The organism is Chryseobacterium potabilaquae, assembly GCF_902728265.1.
Lineage (GTDB): Bacteria > Bacteroidota > Bacteroidia > Flavobacteriales > Weeksellaceae > Chryseobacterium > Chryseobacterium potabilaquae.
Genome location: NZ_CACVBR010000008.1, coordinates 1 through 13,945, shown reverse-complemented (window position 1 = coordinate 13,945; position 13,945 = coordinate 1). Strand labels below are relative to the sequence as shown.

Annotated in this window: 13 protein-coding genes and 1 pseudogene; 6 read left to right on the top strand and 8 right to left on the bottom strand. The window is 31.5% G+C overall.

Features of this window, described 5'->3' with window-relative positions; translation table 11 throughout:
* Positions 1-170 precede the first annotated feature (170 nt).
* Entirely contained in the window at positions 171-1,280 is a 1,110-nt protein-coding gene (gene dprA, locus CHRY9293_RS06345; protein ID WP_162032210.1) for a DNA-processing protein DprA, read from the bottom strand.
* A gap of 34 nt (positions 1,281-1,314) precedes the next feature.
* On the bottom strand, positions 1,315-2,082 hold the full coding sequence (locus CHRY9293_RS06340) for a rhomboid family intramembrane serine protease (protein WP_162032208.1): 768 nt from the start codon (positions 2,080-2,082) through the stop codon (positions 1,315-1,317).
* 252 nt (positions 2,083-2,334) lie between these two features.
* Here CHRY9293_RS06340 and CHRY9293_RS06335 point away from each other — a divergent pair, with 252 nt between their 5' ends.
* Entirely contained in the window at positions 2,335-3,267 is a 933-nt protein-coding gene (locus CHRY9293_RS06335) for a DUF3078 domain-containing protein (protein ID WP_162032206.1), read from the top strand.
* 70 nt (positions 3,268-3,337) lie between these two features.
* On the opposite strand, the gene sufD is transcribed toward CHRY9293_RS06335, so the two are convergent.
* From sufD to CHRY9293_RS06315, 4 genes are all read right to left on the bottom strand, one after another.
* A complete protein-coding gene (sufD, locus tag CHRY9293_RS06330) occupies positions 3,338-4,645 on the bottom strand; it encodes a Fe-S cluster assembly protein SufD (protein ID WP_185153199.1) in 1,308 nt (435 codons plus the stop codon).
* Positions 4,646-4,758: 113 nt separating this feature from the next.
* Entirely contained in the window at positions 4,759-5,502 is a 744-nt protein-coding gene (gene sufC, locus CHRY9293_RS06325; RefSeq protein WP_122545704.1) for a Fe-S cluster assembly ATPase SufC, read from the bottom strand.
* Between the two features lie 69 nt (positions 5,503-5,571).
* Positions 5,572-7,020, bottom strand: coding sequence for a Fe-S cluster assembly protein SufB (gene sufB / locus CHRY9293_RS06320; RefSeq protein ID WP_162032204.1), 1,449 nt, complete (start codon positions 7,018-7,020; stop codon positions 5,572-5,574).
* A 69-nt stretch (positions 7,021-7,089) separates the two neighbouring features.
* A complete protein-coding gene (locus CHRY9293_RS06315; RefSeq protein ID WP_122545706.1) occupies positions 7,090-7,419 on the bottom strand; it encodes a HesB/IscA family protein in 330 nt (109 codons plus the stop codon).
* Between the two features lie 146 nt (positions 7,420-7,565).
* Here CHRY9293_RS06315 and CHRY9293_RS06310 point away from each other — a divergent pair, with 146 nt between their 5' ends.
* Positions 7,566-8,432, top strand: a complete 867-nt coding sequence (locus CHRY9293_RS06310; RefSeq protein ID WP_162032202.1) for a GLPGLI family protein — start codon at positions 7,566-7,568, stop codon at positions 8,430-8,432.
* Between the two features lie 248 nt (positions 8,433-8,680).
* Here the strand turns inward: CHRY9293_RS06310 and CHRY9293_RS06305 are convergent, their stop codons facing one another.
* A complete protein-coding gene (locus tag CHRY9293_RS06305) occupies positions 8,681-9,817 on the bottom strand; it encodes an MAC/perforin domain-containing protein (protein WP_162032200.1) in 1,137 nt (378 codons plus the stop codon).
* A gap of 876 nt (positions 9,818-10,693) precedes the next feature.
* Positions 10,694-11,554 carry a KPN_02809 family neutral zinc metallopeptidase gene (gene ypfJ / locus CHRY9293_RS06300; RefSeq protein WP_162032198.1) on the bottom strand — a complete coding sequence of 287 codons (861 nt, stop codon included), beginning with the start codon at positions 11,552-11,554 and terminating at the stop codon, positions 10,694-10,696.
* Between the two features lie 78 nt (positions 11,555-11,632).
* Between ypfJ and CHRY9293_RS06295 the strand changes: the two genes are divergently transcribed.
* From CHRY9293_RS06295 to CHRY9293_RS18670, 4 genes and pseudogenes are all read left to right on the top strand, one after another.
* Positions 11,633-11,959 (top strand): hypothetical protein, encoded by a 327-nt coding sequence (locus CHRY9293_RS06295; RefSeq protein ID WP_162032197.1) that lies wholly within the window; start codon positions 11,633-11,635, stop codon positions 11,957-11,959.
* 2 nt (positions 11,960-11,961) lie between these two features.
* A complete protein-coding gene (locus CHRY9293_RS06290; protein ID WP_162032195.1) occupies positions 11,962-12,294 on the top strand; it encodes a hypothetical protein in 333 nt (110 codons plus the stop codon).
* A 3-nt stretch (positions 12,295-12,297) separates the two neighbouring features.
* Complete coding sequence (locus tag CHRY9293_RS06285; RefSeq protein ID WP_185153198.1) at positions 12,298-13,470, top strand: glutathionylspermidine synthase family protein; 1,173 nt, start codon at positions 12,298-12,300, stop codon at positions 13,468-13,470.
* Positions 13,471-13,534: 64 nt separating this feature from the next.
* Positions 13,535-13,945, top strand: a pseudogene (locus CHRY9293_RS18670) (transposase); the annotation flags it as partial.

The following is a 13,945-nucleotide window of genomic DNA, read 5'->3' as shown; positions in this document are numbered from 1 at the left end:
TGTCAACAAATTTAATTTTTTTTTCAAAATTTACAATACCTTATTTGTTAATTGCTAAAAATTCAATAATAATGAAGCGTATTATTGTTAGATCGATAATTTTTGTTTAAAATTTATTAAAAATTAAATGTTATGTTTAAAATAATGCAGTATTAAGAAATCATTAATTTTTAAATTGCGATAAATTGTCTCCCAGAAAGTGTTTTTACTTTACCTAAAAGCTCCAATTCTAAAATTAATGGTAAAATTTTATGGGAAGAAAGGTCTGTTTTTTCAATCAAATCATTTAAAAAAACTTGAGGATTTTTTTTAATTAATTCATATATTAATTCTTGATTTTCAGTGAGTTCTAATATTGGCTTATTTTGAGGAAATAATTCTTCCATTGGATGTTTATATTTACCCAAGCCTAAAGATTCGGTAAGGTTTTTAATGGAGGAAATAGCAGTAGCTTTATTTTGGAAAATCAGATGATTACATCCTTGGCTATACTTATCCGTGATTTTTCCGGGCAGTGCAAAAACATCTCTATTATAATTATTTGCGAAGGTTGCAGTACTAATAGATCCACCGCCAAAACCTGTTTCAATCACTATTGTTGATGGAGAAATTCCCGCAACAATCCTATTTCTCTGAATAAAGTTTTCCCTATCAGGTTTTCTTGAAGAGGCAAACTCCGTAATTAAGGCTCCATTTTCAGATAGAATTTTTTCAGATAGCTTCCTATTTTTTGAAGGATATAAAAAATTAAAGCCATGAGCTAACACGGCAACAGTAGGAATGTGATGATTAATGGACTGTTCATGTACTTCCTTATCAACTCCTAAGGCCAAGCCACTTACTGAGGTGTATTGATCTGATTTTGTTTCTATAAAGAAGTCATGTATAAATTTTTCCCCATAAGAAGTCATATTGCGGGTGCCTACTATACTTAATGTTTTTACCTCTTTTTTTAAATTACCTTTTTGGTATAAAATAGAAGGAGCGTCGTCACATTCGTTGAGTAAGCTAGGAAGTTCATTATAATGTCTGAGTCTAATTTTAATATTGTTTTCTTGGCAAAACTTGATTTCTTTCTCTGCAAATTTTAAATGGTCGATATTTCCAATATCTGAAATTATCTTTAGTCCAATACCATTTGTTTTTTTATATTCTTTTTTTACATTTTCCCATGTTTCTTTTGCGCTGCCAAATATTCTAACAAGTTTATAAAATGTAATGTCACCAATTAATTTACATTCACGTAGCGCAATTGCATAGAGATGCTCCTCCGAAATCATATGTGTTTTTTTTCCAAATGTAGAGAATTACTTTTTATTTCTTGCGTAATTCTTCCAAATGATCCCAAATATCATCTTTTCTCTTGTAAGGTAATTCGAGAAAATCTTCAGGATGGGTTTCTTTATATTCCTGCCAAAGCTTATCGTCTTTTTCGTTGTAGTAATTAGGAAATTCCCAAATATATTTTTTCTTTTTTTCTCCAATATTTCGAAATACAAAAGCGATAATACTTCCCACAACGGCTCCTGAGAGATGGGCTTGCCAGGATATTTTACTTGGCTCATTAAGGTTAGAGAATAATTCTTCAGGAAAGATTCCCCAAATAAGACTTCCATAATATAGTACAACAAGTAAGGAAATAGTTAAAAGTTTCATATTCCATTTAAAAACCCCACTAAAGAAAAGAAAGAATGCTAAAACATATACTACACCACTAGCACCAATTGTGCAGGTATAGAGATATTCACCTGTAAGAATATCTACAGGAGGTAAAAGCCAGACTAATAAACCTGTGGCTAGCCATCCTAAAATAAAAACTTTATTTGCTACTAAAGGATAAAATTGATATAAAAGAAACATTAATAGAACCATTGGTATAGAGTTCCCAATAATATGATCAATATTGCCGTGGAGAAGGGGTGACGTAACGATTCCTAATAAGCCTTCCGGTAAAAGAGGAATAATGGCACCAAAGCAGCTTTTAAAAAAGCCCTGCATTTGTAAAAAATAGCCAAACCACATTGCTATAAGCATTAAAAGTGGGTTTATAATAGCTCTGTGGGAAATTACGTTTTTAAGCATATGAATGATATCTCAAATGAAAAGCCAATAATAAATTTCGGAAAATTTGTCGATGTTTGTTTTAATCTAAAACTTATTATAAGACAAAAAGTAATGATTTTTATTGAGTTATGCTTTTCAAGTAATTATTTTGTCGCTTAATTTGTTGACCGATTTTTAACTATAAGATAACTTGTTAGCGATATTCATCTATATGATTATTTTTCTTGAAAAAAAATAATATTAATATTTTTGTAATGAAAATCTTTAAGTATGAGGAAGTTTTTAATAGGGTTTACTTTTATCTTAGGTATGTACACAAATGCACAAAATGAAAAGAAAAAGGAGGATATAACAGACTCTATAAAGCATTGGTCAGTATTAGGAAAAAATTCTTTGATGCTTAATCAGGCTGCTTTCTCGAATTGGGTAGGAGGAGGAGCGAATAATATGGGCTGGCTAGCTGGGATAAATTATGATCTAACTTATGAAAAAGATAAAGATCTTTGGGAGAGTATTATAATTATAGATTATGGCCAGAATGATACGAAGGGAGTGGGAGTAAGAAAAACTCAGGATGTGATTAATATTTCAACAAATTATGGAAGAAAATTTTCTAAGAGTTGTTATTTTTCTGTAGGAACGGGTTTTCAATCGCAATTTTCGTCGGGGTATGAAGATGGTAATAATCCATTAGCAAAAAAAATATCAAACTTTATGGCTCCTGGTTATTTAAACTTTGGTATGGGTATCACTTATAGGCCTAATGATAATTTAAATGTTACTTTACGACCCACCAATGCCAGATGGGTATTTGTTCTGGATAAAGATCTTCAATGGGCAGGAAATTATGGATTAAAGGCAGCTGGAGATAGCTCTTTGCTGCAATTTGGTTTTTTAGGAACCGTTTTATATAAAATTAAAATTATGGATAATGTCAATTTAACAAATACGGCTTCTATTTTTTCAAATTATCTGGATCATCCTGATCATTTGGTTTTGGGTTATGGTGCCATACTTAATTTTAAAGTGAATAAATATATTTCTTCCAATATAACTTTAGATGTATTATATGATCATAATCAAATAGAGAAAACCCAGCTAAAGCAAACATTAGGTATTGGTTTTGCCTACACTCTTGATAATGGAGTAAAAAGGTCGAATAGAAAAGATAGTCAATGGTGGATAAAAAATAGAAAATTTTAAATAAAATACTACCTAAAACAAAAGCACTCTAAAAAATCCAGAGTGCTTTTTATTGTCAACTATATAATAATTAAAATTCTATACTTACGTTTAATTTCTCTGCTAATAGCTGTGAAATTTTTTCTTTAAGAGGTTCAATATCGATATTTTGCATGGCATCATTTGCAAATGCATATAGCAGAAGTGCTTGAGCTTCTTTTTTAGAAATACCTCTTGCTCTTAAATAAAATAAAGCATCCTTATTTAATTGTCCAACTGTACAACCATGAGAACATTTTACGTCATCTGCAAAAATTTCTAGCTGGGGCTTAGTGTCAATTGTTGCACCTTCGCTTAGTAAGACATTATTATTTTGCTGATATGCATTGGTTTTTTGAGCGATTTTATCCACAAAGACTTTTCCGTTGAATACACCATGAGCATTACCATCGAAAATACCTTTGTAATTTTGGTAGCTTTCACAATTAGGATGATTATGATGAACTGCAGTATGATGATCTACTAGTTGGTCCTTACCAATAATCGTAATACCATTCATAAATGAATTAATATTTTGTCCATTATGAATGAAATCCAAATTATTTCTTACGAGCTTACCTCCGAATGTGAAAGTATTTACAGTAGTAAGGCTATCCTTTTCTTGCTGTGCAAAAGTATTATCAATTAAATAAGACGTATTGTTGTCATTTTGAAGTTTGTGCCAATCTGCTTTTGCATTCGGATAAGTGAAAATTTCAGTTACAGAATTGGTAAGAACATACGTATTATCAAAATTATGATGACTTTCAATAACCTCTACTTTAGCACCTTCTTCCACAATTAATAGGTTTCGGGTATTGTAGAACGTATTTTCTTCTTGATTTTGAGAAATGTAAAAGATATGGATTGGTTTTTCAATCACCACATTTTTAGGAACTTTCAAAAAGAAACCATATTTACAGTACGCATGATTTAAATTGGTAAATGCAGAATCCTTAGAGGCAATGGTATTAAAATATCTATCAAAAACTTCTTTATGCTTCTCATCATTTAAAGCATAATTAAATGATAGAAATTCAATATTTTCAATAGAAATTTTTGATAAATTTTTATGAAGTTTTCCATTAACAAAGGTAATCCAGTCAAAATTTTCTTCACCCATATGAAGCTGCTCCAGCTGCTCTTTAGTGATATTATGACTTTCTTTTGGGAAAAAGTTATATTCTTTTTCAGTAATCTCCTTGAGATTGGTATATTTATATTCTTCGTCTTTTTTTGTGGGAAACCCTATTGTCTCAAACCTTTGTAGAGCAGTTTTTCTATCCTTATCCAAAAATCGATGAGTAAGACTCTCCAAAAACTTGTTGTGGTTGTCTATAATTTGTTCGTATAAAGCCATTATTGATATTTCGGCCATCACACCTTATTTTATATATATTAGAATAATATTGTTTATATGTACGGTACTGAGACCGTTTTGTCATTCCGTGGAATGACATGTATAGCTCATAATTAATTTAAAAGCCAGTCGTATCCTTTTTCTTCAAGCTCTAATGCTAAAGATTTATCTCCTGTTTTGATAATTTTTCCGTTTGCTAATACATGTACAAAATCAGGTTGGATATAGTTTAATAACCTCTGATAATGGGTAATAAGAAGAACAGCATTACCTTCATTTTTAAAATGATTTACACCATCTGCTACGATTCTTAAAGCATCAATATCTAATCCTGAATCGGTTTCATCAAGGATTGCTAATTTGGGATTAAGCATCATCATTTGGAAAATTTCATTTCTTTTCTTTTCACCTCCTGAGAACCCTTCATTTAATGATCTTGAAAGAAAATCTTTTTTTATGCCTAATTTTTCGGATTTTTCACGGATTAGAGCAAGCATATCTTTTGCAGACATATCTTCTAATCCATTCGCTTTTCTATTTTCGTTTAATGCAGCTTTAATAAAATTAGTGACAGAAACACCCGGGATTTCCACCGGATATTGAAAAGAAAGAAAAATTCCTTTGTGAGCTCTTTCTTCGGGAGCATCCTCATTGATACTTTCTCCATCAAATATGATTTCTCCATCAGTAACTTCATAATCTTCTTTTCCTGCAATTACAGATGAAAGAGTAGATTTTCCAGCTCCATTTGGTCCCATAATGGCGTGCACTTCACCAGGTTTTATTTCAAGATTAATTCCTTTTAAAATTTCTGCGCCATCTTCAATTCTGGCGTGCAAGTTTTTTATTTCTAACATAGTTTTAATATGGTAATTTGGTAGAAAATAACTTTTTAATTATCTTTTTACCGCTTTATATTCATTTATTTATCCTACTGAGCCCTCCAAAGAAATCTCAAGTAATTTTTGAGCTTCAATAGCAAATTCCATAGGGAGTTTATTTAAAACTTCTTTACTAAAACCATTCACAATTAGTGCAATGGCTCTTTCTGTATCGATACCTCTCTGGTTACAGTAAAAAATTTGATCTTCTCCAATTTTTGAGGTGGTGGCTTCATGTTCTAGCTGAGCAGTAGGATCCTTAATTTCTATATAAGGAAAAGTATGTGCCCCACACTCATTTCCCATCAATAAAGAGTCGCACTGAGAAAAGTTTCTAGAACCTTTTGCTGATGGCATTACTTTTACCAAACCTCTATATGAGTTTTGAGATTTCCCGGCAGAAATACCTTTAGAAATGATCGTAGATTTTGTATTTTTCCCAATATGGATCATTTTGGTTCCAGTATCGGCGTATTGGTGGTTATTGGTTACTGCAATGGAATAAAATTCTCCGATAGAACCATCTCCTTTTAAAATACAAGAAGGATATTTCCATGTTACTGCGGAACCTGTTTCCACTTGTGTCCAAGATATTTTTGCATTTTTCTCACAAAGGCCTCTTTTGGTTACAAAGTTAAAAACACCTCCTTTTCCTTCCTCGTTTCCTGGATACCAGTTTTGTACCGTTGAATATTTAATTTCAGCATTATCCATAGCTATTAGTTCAACGACTGCGGCGTGAAGCTGATTTTCATCTCTTGATGGAGCTGTACAACCTTCAAGATAAGAAACGTAGCTTCCTTCATCTGCAATCACGAGTGTTCTTTCAAATTGACCTGTTCCTGCTTGGTTAATACGGAAGTAAGTAGAAAGTTCCATGGGGCATCTTACTCCTTTAGGAATATAGCAGAAACTACCATCAGAAAAAACTGCAGAATTTAATGCTGAATAAAAATTATCTCCTCTAGGGACTACTTTTCCAAGATATTTTCTTACTAAATCCGGATGATTTTTGATAGCTTCAGAAATTGAACAGAAAATAATTCCTTTTTCCGCTAATGTATCCTGAAATGTAGTTTTTACAGAAACTGAGTCCATTACAATATCTACAGCAACTCCTGAAAGTCTTTTTTGCTCCTCAATATTAATCCCTAGTTTTTCAAAAGTTTTCAATAACTCTGGATCAACTTCATCAAGACTTGCTAATTCAGGTTTTACTTTCGGTGCTGCGTAATATTTAATTGCTTGAAAATCTGGTTTTTCATATTTTATGTTGGCCCAATTGGGTTCTGTCATTTTTTGCCAGATTTTAAAAGATTCTAAACGCCATTGTGTCATCCATTCCGGTTCTTCTTTTTTTGCTGAAATTGCCCGAATAATATCTTCATTTAAGCCCGTTGGGAATTCTTCATAATCAATCTTCGTTTCCCAACCGAATTCATATTTTTTATTTTCTAAATCGACGCGTAAATCGTCTTCAGTATATTTATTCATTATTTTTTTTTTAGATCATTGATATCAAAGAATGTCTCTGATTATCTCGTCTTGTATCTAATACGTTTTCTATAAAGAAAAACTTTCTCCACAACCACAAGTTCGGGTCGCATTAGGATTGTTAAAAACAAATCCTTTTCCATTCAAACCTCCTGAATATTCAAGAATTGTTCCTGCTAAATAGAGGATAGATTTTTTATCAACAATAATTTTAATATTATTGTCTTCAAAAATTTGGTCAGCATCAGTTTTTTGGTTATCAAATTTCAACACATATTCTAAACCTGAGCAACCTCCACTTTTAACTCCTACTCTTATATAATCCTCAAAAGGTTTAAAGCCATCTTCTGTCATCAGTTGGATCGCTTTTGCCTTTGCTTGATCTGATACTTTTATCATTGTATTTATTTAGAATGATTTAACTCTGCAAAAATACGAACAAAAATTAGGAAATAAAAATCGTGATTTTTATTTTATCGATTTTTTTGATTGATGTTTTTAACTTTAATAAGCTTTTGATATCCAAATAATAAATTAACTTACGAATGAAAAAATTAAGCATTATTGCTATAGCGCTATTCATGCAGACAATTTCCGCTCAGGTTAATAGATTTGTATACCAAGTTACAATGAAACCAGAAGTGGCAAATAAAAATGATATTAAAACAGAAAATGCATATTTGGATATCTCTTCCGATAAATCTCTTTTTTATTCCGAAAATAGACTGAAAAGAGATTCTATTATACAAAATAATATTCAAAATGGGGGAATGAGGGGATTTAATAGAGAGCAGATGGAAGGGGTGAGGTCAAATATTAATTATACTGTTGAAAAAGACAAAGTCAACCAAAAAATATATTTCAAAGATAGACTGGGGAGAGATATGTATTCTTATGAAGAAGAGCGTCCTTTAAATTGGAAAATTTCTTCAGAAACAACAAAAATTGGTGATTATAAAGTTCAAAAAGCTGAAACGGATTTCGCAGGTAGAAAATGGACGGCATGGTTTACAACAGACTTGCCTTATCAGGATGGACCGTACAAGTTTGGAGGGCTTCCTGGTTTGATTGTTAAAATAGAAGACAGTCAAGGGGATTATTCTTTTGATTTAATGAAGAATTATAAAATTGAAGAATTTCCTACACCGACTCAGTTTGGAAATACTTTAAAAGTTAAAAGGACTGATTTTGTAAAACAACAGGAGAAATTTAAAGCAGATCCTATGGCCTTTATGAATCAAGGTGGAAGTGGAAGACCTGGAGGAACAGGAGGTCTCATGAGAATTGGAGGGGTTCGACAGGGAGGTGGTGCTGGAGGAGGAAATCAAAATCCTGCTGATATGAGAAAAATGATGCAAGAAAGAATAAAAGAAGAGGCAAAGAAAAATACAAATCCAATAGAATTGCAATAAAAAATTGATCTTCAAATTTTATATAGATGAATATTCTTCATAAGGAGGATTATTGACATTTATCATAACTTGTAGTATGTGTATTTTACAAAAATTATAGAAAAATATTTAATTATTACAAAATATGAATTTTAGTCTTTTTTAAGGAGAGAATGACAGAACATTCTCTCCTTATTAATCTAAATAGGACCCAATAGCAGGGCCTAAGTTGGCTGGGTATAAAAGAAATTTATTCAAATATTATCATTTTAATAGGCGTAGAACTCTATTCCTTCATTTGTATATCCGAGATAGAAACCTACGGTTTTAGTATAAAAATGATCTATGCCATTAAAATATTGATGAATAGGAGTAGGAGGGAATTCTAAGGAAACTTTATTATCAATCAAATATTGATCAACATAGGCTTTAAGTTGAGCTTTTTTAACAGGATCTTTTATTAAATCATAGATAATAAGCAAACCATTTTTTCCAAAATCTACTAAAACAGAGTTATTTACTGTTGAACTGTTTTGCCAGCTTGAAAGCATAATTTTAGGTTTACTTTCATTAATGTTTAATTCTCCCACTAATGCTTTTGAAGGGTCTCCTCCTCTTGTTTCATATGACAGCTTTTCAGAATAATTATTAACAGCAGCAGTAATATCTAAATCATTTGCAATATCAATATTAAAAACTTTTTTAATACCAATCTTAATACCAATTCTAGCAGCACGTTCTCTGTTTTTGTTTTTGGTTTCTGCTTGGAAGAGAGTGTTTATTTCAGCCCCTGTATATATATCTAGTAATATGTGAGTTCCATAATTTTTTACAATTTGTTCAGGGGTTAGGGTTTGCATATCCTGTATGAATTCAGGACTTAAATAATCTGTTAATATATCCTTAGTAGCATTAATCCTTAATCTCTTATGCTTAATAGTTAATTTATAGCTGCCATAAATATACTTGGCATCAAATTTTTTATTGTTATTAAAAGCAGAATGAAAAGCAACAGATAGAGTCGCTCCGAATAATGGAATTTCATCGGCTGATAAGTCTATTTTATTGGAAATTTTTCGTGCATAAGATTCTGCGTTATCTCCGTAATCTTCAGTATATTCTTGAGAAAAAATATTTTCTGTAACTAATCTTGAAGCTTGTTCTGTCTTAAATCTATCAATATCAATTACCTGAAATTCCGCTGAATTAGCATTGGCGAACTCTCTCGTAACATTATAGCCATGTCCTAATAGATCATAGGCCGAATCTCCTGCTTTGTGCATAGATGAGTATTCAGTATTTTCAGCCCTTGTAGGAATTTCCTCAGTATTAAACTCTTCCATAGAGCAAGAACCTAATAAAATGATCAAAAGGAACTTGGAAAAAAATAAAAATTGTTTTTGCATGTCATATCTGAATTGTTTACGTAAATAAATTTTTGAAAGCAATAAAAAATTATGGTATTCCGGAAAGTATAAAGGGCTTAAGGTTGATAATTTTAATGCTGTCCTTTTATTTATGGAGAGTTAAATAATTTATTAGAAATACAAAAAAATACTGTTTTTTGCCTTTAGGTTTATTAAACTTTTACTACATCCGTATATTGGATGTTTAAACCGGATAAATTCATGTGTATTTAATAACTCGAAGGAAATTTAGATATTTTTCCTTTTTATATTCATTAGGTAGATAGAAGCACCCGATGAATTTATTTTGTTCTTTATACTTAATAGTATGAACTTAATTTGTTGCTATTTATAGCCTCTTTCATCATCTTTCATTTTGCTGCAAAATAACGATAACTATTTCTGCTAGCCAAGTTTCCCAAAATGAATAAATAAATGATTAATATCATATCATTAAAATAATTTATCAATAAAAGAGTTAAATGTGTAAAAAAGGAATTAAATAAATGTAAAAAAAGCATTTAATTACTTTAAAGTAAGCAATAGTATTCTTTTGTTGAAATAATTATTAAATAATATAAATTTGATTCAAGCTAAATTTAGAATAATCGATCGATATGGAGTAATCCCTTTAGCTGTATAAACTGAAAATTTTCTCTGAAAAATTTTTTGAAATGAGATTTTTTTCAAAAACTGCCCCAATAAGCAGTCAAGCATATACTAGATACATACCTGGACAATCGTTCCAATAATGAAAAATCTCAAAAAACGACTGATAATAATTATATAAATGTATACGAAGCTACCGTATGTTTATTTTTGAACAAACGCTCAGATTACACATTTTACTAGTTTTTATTATTACTATTGCTTGATTTATCTCAAAAGCTGATTGAATGTATCTCCTTCTCTTATATCACCGGTATTGTAACCTTTCATAAACCATTCCTTACGCTGGACAGAAGATCCATGTGTAAAACTTTCTTGATTTACATATCTTTGTGATCTTTTTTGAATATTATCATCCCCAACAGCTTGAGCAGCATCTATTGCAGACTGTATATCTCCAGGTTCTAGAATATGTTCACGGCTATCTGTTTGTTTTGCCCAAACCCCGGCATAGAAGTCTGCTTGTAGTTCTGTCGCAACAGAGACCCTGTTCATATCTTTTTCAGAATATTTTCCACTTCTTCTCAATTGATCAACTTTTTGAGTTGTTCCCAAAAGGGTCTGAACATGATGTCCGACTTCGTGTGCTAAAACATAGGCAATTGTAAATTCAGTTACTTGAGCACCAAATCTTTGTTGAAGTTCATTAAAAAAACTCATATCCATATAAACGGACTGATCGGCAGGGCAATAAAAAGGTCCCATTGCAGATTGTGCTGTTCCGCATCCAGACTGTGTTGTACTTTCGAAAAGAATGATTTTAGGAGGGGTATATTCCATTCCATTTTCTTTAAAAACCTGATCCCATGTAAGAATATTCCATTTTCCCATCATGTCTACCATCTCTCCAATTTTTTTCTCATTAGCCGTTAGCTCTCGCTGCTCGGTATGATTGGATGTTGTAGATATATTATTTGAGCTAAGGATACTTGAAGGGTCTCCTCCTAAGAAGAAAACTATAGCGGCAATAATTAGAGTTCCTAATCCTCCTCCAACAATCATACCCCCACTTCCCCCAGAGCCACGACGGTCTTCTACATTGCCTCCTCTATCGTCTGTCCATTTCATATTTTGTAAATTTTTATACGTAAATTTAAAATTAATATCGTTACTAATTACCTACTTTTGTGAAAAATTATGATCAAAGTGAGAAAAATTAAAGGAATTCTTTTTTTATTTGGATTATTATCTATTATAGCATGTAAGCAGAAGGAGAATAAAGAGGATGAAGTAAATAATGTGAATAAAAATGGATCGATTGAAACTGAGCTTTCTGTATATCATATTGATACTGCAGATGTTTTAGTAACAAAACATAAAATATGGAAAAATCATAAACTCTTTAAAGAAATTATAAAAAGAGATACCGTTCCCAACTTGGGTGATACTTTACAGATGGTAAAAGATGAGGCGGGAAATGATCATAAAGATTATATTAAAAAAGATTATGAATTTTATATAACTGTTCAATAGTCATGAAAAAATCAAGTTCTATAAAATTACTTTTTGTGACGGGACTACTTACGGCATGTACACAGGAAAGAGCCGGCAATGAAGGGAAAAATGAGAAGAAAGTCTATATGAGATCAGATACGACTGCCTCTTATTCAAGATCTCATGGATTTATGGCAGGGTATTTTTGGTATCATGCTTTCAGACCCTATGGGATTCATAGTAATGGATCTTATCATAGAGCAGGATATTACAGTGATGCTATAAGTTCAAAATCGAATATTGGAAGAAACACTTATAAGGGAAAGATTACGAGGGGAGGACTGGGAAGGAGTGGTTTTAGAGCATCATCATAAGTTATGAAAAAAATACAGTCACAATTTCGGAAAAACTGGCAACATAAACTTGAAAATTTAGGGTTTGGTTACCACTCATTAGATGGTTTATATTGGGATGAAAGTCATTATTATGAATTTTCTTTAGAGGAGGTTCATAAAATTGAAAATACTACTGCTGAATTATGGCAAATGTGTTTGGAAGCTATTGATTATATTATTTCACAAAATCTTTGGGAGCATTTCAATATTCCGAAATGTTTTAGAAATTATATTATTACAAGTTGGGAAGAAGATCATCCTTCCATATATGGGAGATTTGACTTTGGATTTGATGGTGAAAACATCAAGTTGTTAGAGTTTAATGCTGATACACCGACTTCATTATATGAAGCTTCTGTCATTCAGTGGTATTGGCTTCAGGAAATGTTTCCTTACAAGGATCAATTTAATTCTATTCATGAAAAACTGGTGGATTATTGGAAGTATTTAAAGGCTTATATGAATCCTCATTATTTATATTTTGCATCACTTACTAATGTTGAGGATGTAACCAATGTAGAATATATGAGAGATTGTGCTACACAGGCCGGATTTGAAACTGAATTTATTCCTATTCAAGATATTGGATGGGCAGAAGAAATTAATGAATTTGTTGCTGCTGATAAATCTATTATGGAATATATTTTTAAATTATATCCTTATGAATGGATTTTAGAGGATGGGTTCGGTGAAAAACTTGTGAGTAATGGATTTAGATCCCAATGGATTGAGCCGGCATGGAAGATACTATTATCTTCTAAAGCAATTCTTCCCATTTTGTGGGAGATGTATCCCAATCATGATTATTTGTTGGAAGCTTATTTTGAACCCAAACATTTAAATGATTTTGTAAAAAAGCCTATTTATTCAAGAGAAGGAGCGAATATTGCCTTGTATAAAAATAATGTTTGTATTGAAGAAAATGATGGTGTATATGGAAAAGAAGGATTTATTTATCAACAGCTGTTTAATTTGCGTGATTTTAATGGTAGCTATCCTATAATTGGAAGTTGGATTATTGGGCAAGAATCTGCAGGAATTGGGATCAGAGAGAGTACGCATTTGATCACCAATAATCAAAGCAGGTTTGTCCCTCATTTGATTGATGAAAATAAAATGTATATAAAAGAAAAGAGGCTGTCTCAAAAGAGATAGCCATTTTTATGCAAAAAGGAAAGCTTTGGCTTTCCTAATAGTTGCAAATTGATTAATTTGCATTGTGTTAACTTCTTCAAAAGTAGTCTTTAAAGATTACAATCCCAAAGAAAACTTGCTTTTTCCTCCTAATTTATCGGAGTTGATAGATGAAAAGCATCCTGTGAGAATTATTTCAGACATTATTGATGGTTTGGATATTAAAAGTTTAATCAAAACCTACAAACCTGGGGGCACATCCGAAAATGCTTTTGAAAGTTTTGATTTATGGCTATTTAATCAATATTTATTCAAGCCGCAAACTGGAACAAGCCTTGAAAGAAAACATCCATTTCATGTGGCTTTCCTCGATGAGCCGTCCCGACCATAATACTTTAAACAGATTTCGTAGTGAGCGATTGAAAGGTGAGATTAAAGCCATTTTCACACAAATTGTTCTTCTTTTGGAAAAGGAAGGTTTGGTAAGTTTGGAAAC

Bases quoted from the DNA above. Each gene is read 5' to 3' on its own strand.
- sufC (WP_122545704.1), bottom strand. From the start codon at position 5,502: ATGTTAGAAATAAAAAACTTGCACGCCAGAATTGAAGATGGCGCAGAA.
- CHRY9293_RS06335 (WP_162032206.1), top strand. From the start codon at position 2,335: ATGAGGAAGTTTTTAATAGGGTTTACTTTTATCTTAGGTATGTACACA.
- dprA (WP_162032210.1), bottom strand. From the start codon at position 1,280: ATGATTTCGGAGGAGCATCTCTATGCAATTGCGCTACGTGAATGTAAA.
- sufB (WP_162032204.1), bottom strand. From the start codon at position 7,020: ATGAATAAATATACTGAAGACGATTTACGCGTCGATTTAGAAAATAAA.
- sufD (WP_185153199.1), bottom strand. From the start codon at position 4,645: ATGGCTTTATACGAACAAATTATAGACAACCACAACAAGTTTTTGGAG.
- CHRY9293_RS06315 (WP_122545706.1), bottom strand. From the start codon at position 7,419: ATGATAAAAGTATCAGATCAAGCAAAGGCAAAAGCGATCCAACTGATG.
- CHRY9293_RS06340 (WP_162032208.1), bottom strand. From the start codon at position 2,082: ATGCTTAAAAACGTAATTTCCCACAGAGCTATTATAAACCCACTTTTA.
- CHRY9293_RS06310 (WP_162032202.1), top strand. From the start codon at position 7,566: ATGAAAAAATTAAGCATTATTGCTATAGCGCTATTCATGCAGACAATT.
- CHRY9293_RS06285 (WP_185153198.1), top strand. From the start codon at position 12,298: ATGAAAAAAATACAGTCACAATTTCGGAAAAACTGGCAACATAAACTT.
- CHRY9293_RS06305 (WP_162032200.1), bottom strand. From the start codon at position 9,817: ATGCAAAAACAATTTTTATTTTTTTCCAAGTTCCTTTTGATCATTTTA.
- CHRY9293_RS06290 (WP_162032195.1), top strand. From the start codon at position 11,962: ATGAAAAAATCAAGTTCTATAAAATTACTTTTTGTGACGGGACTACTT.
- ypfJ (WP_162032198.1), bottom strand. From the start codon at position 11,554: ATGAAATGGACAGACGATAGAGGAGGCAATGTAGAAGACCGTCGTGGC.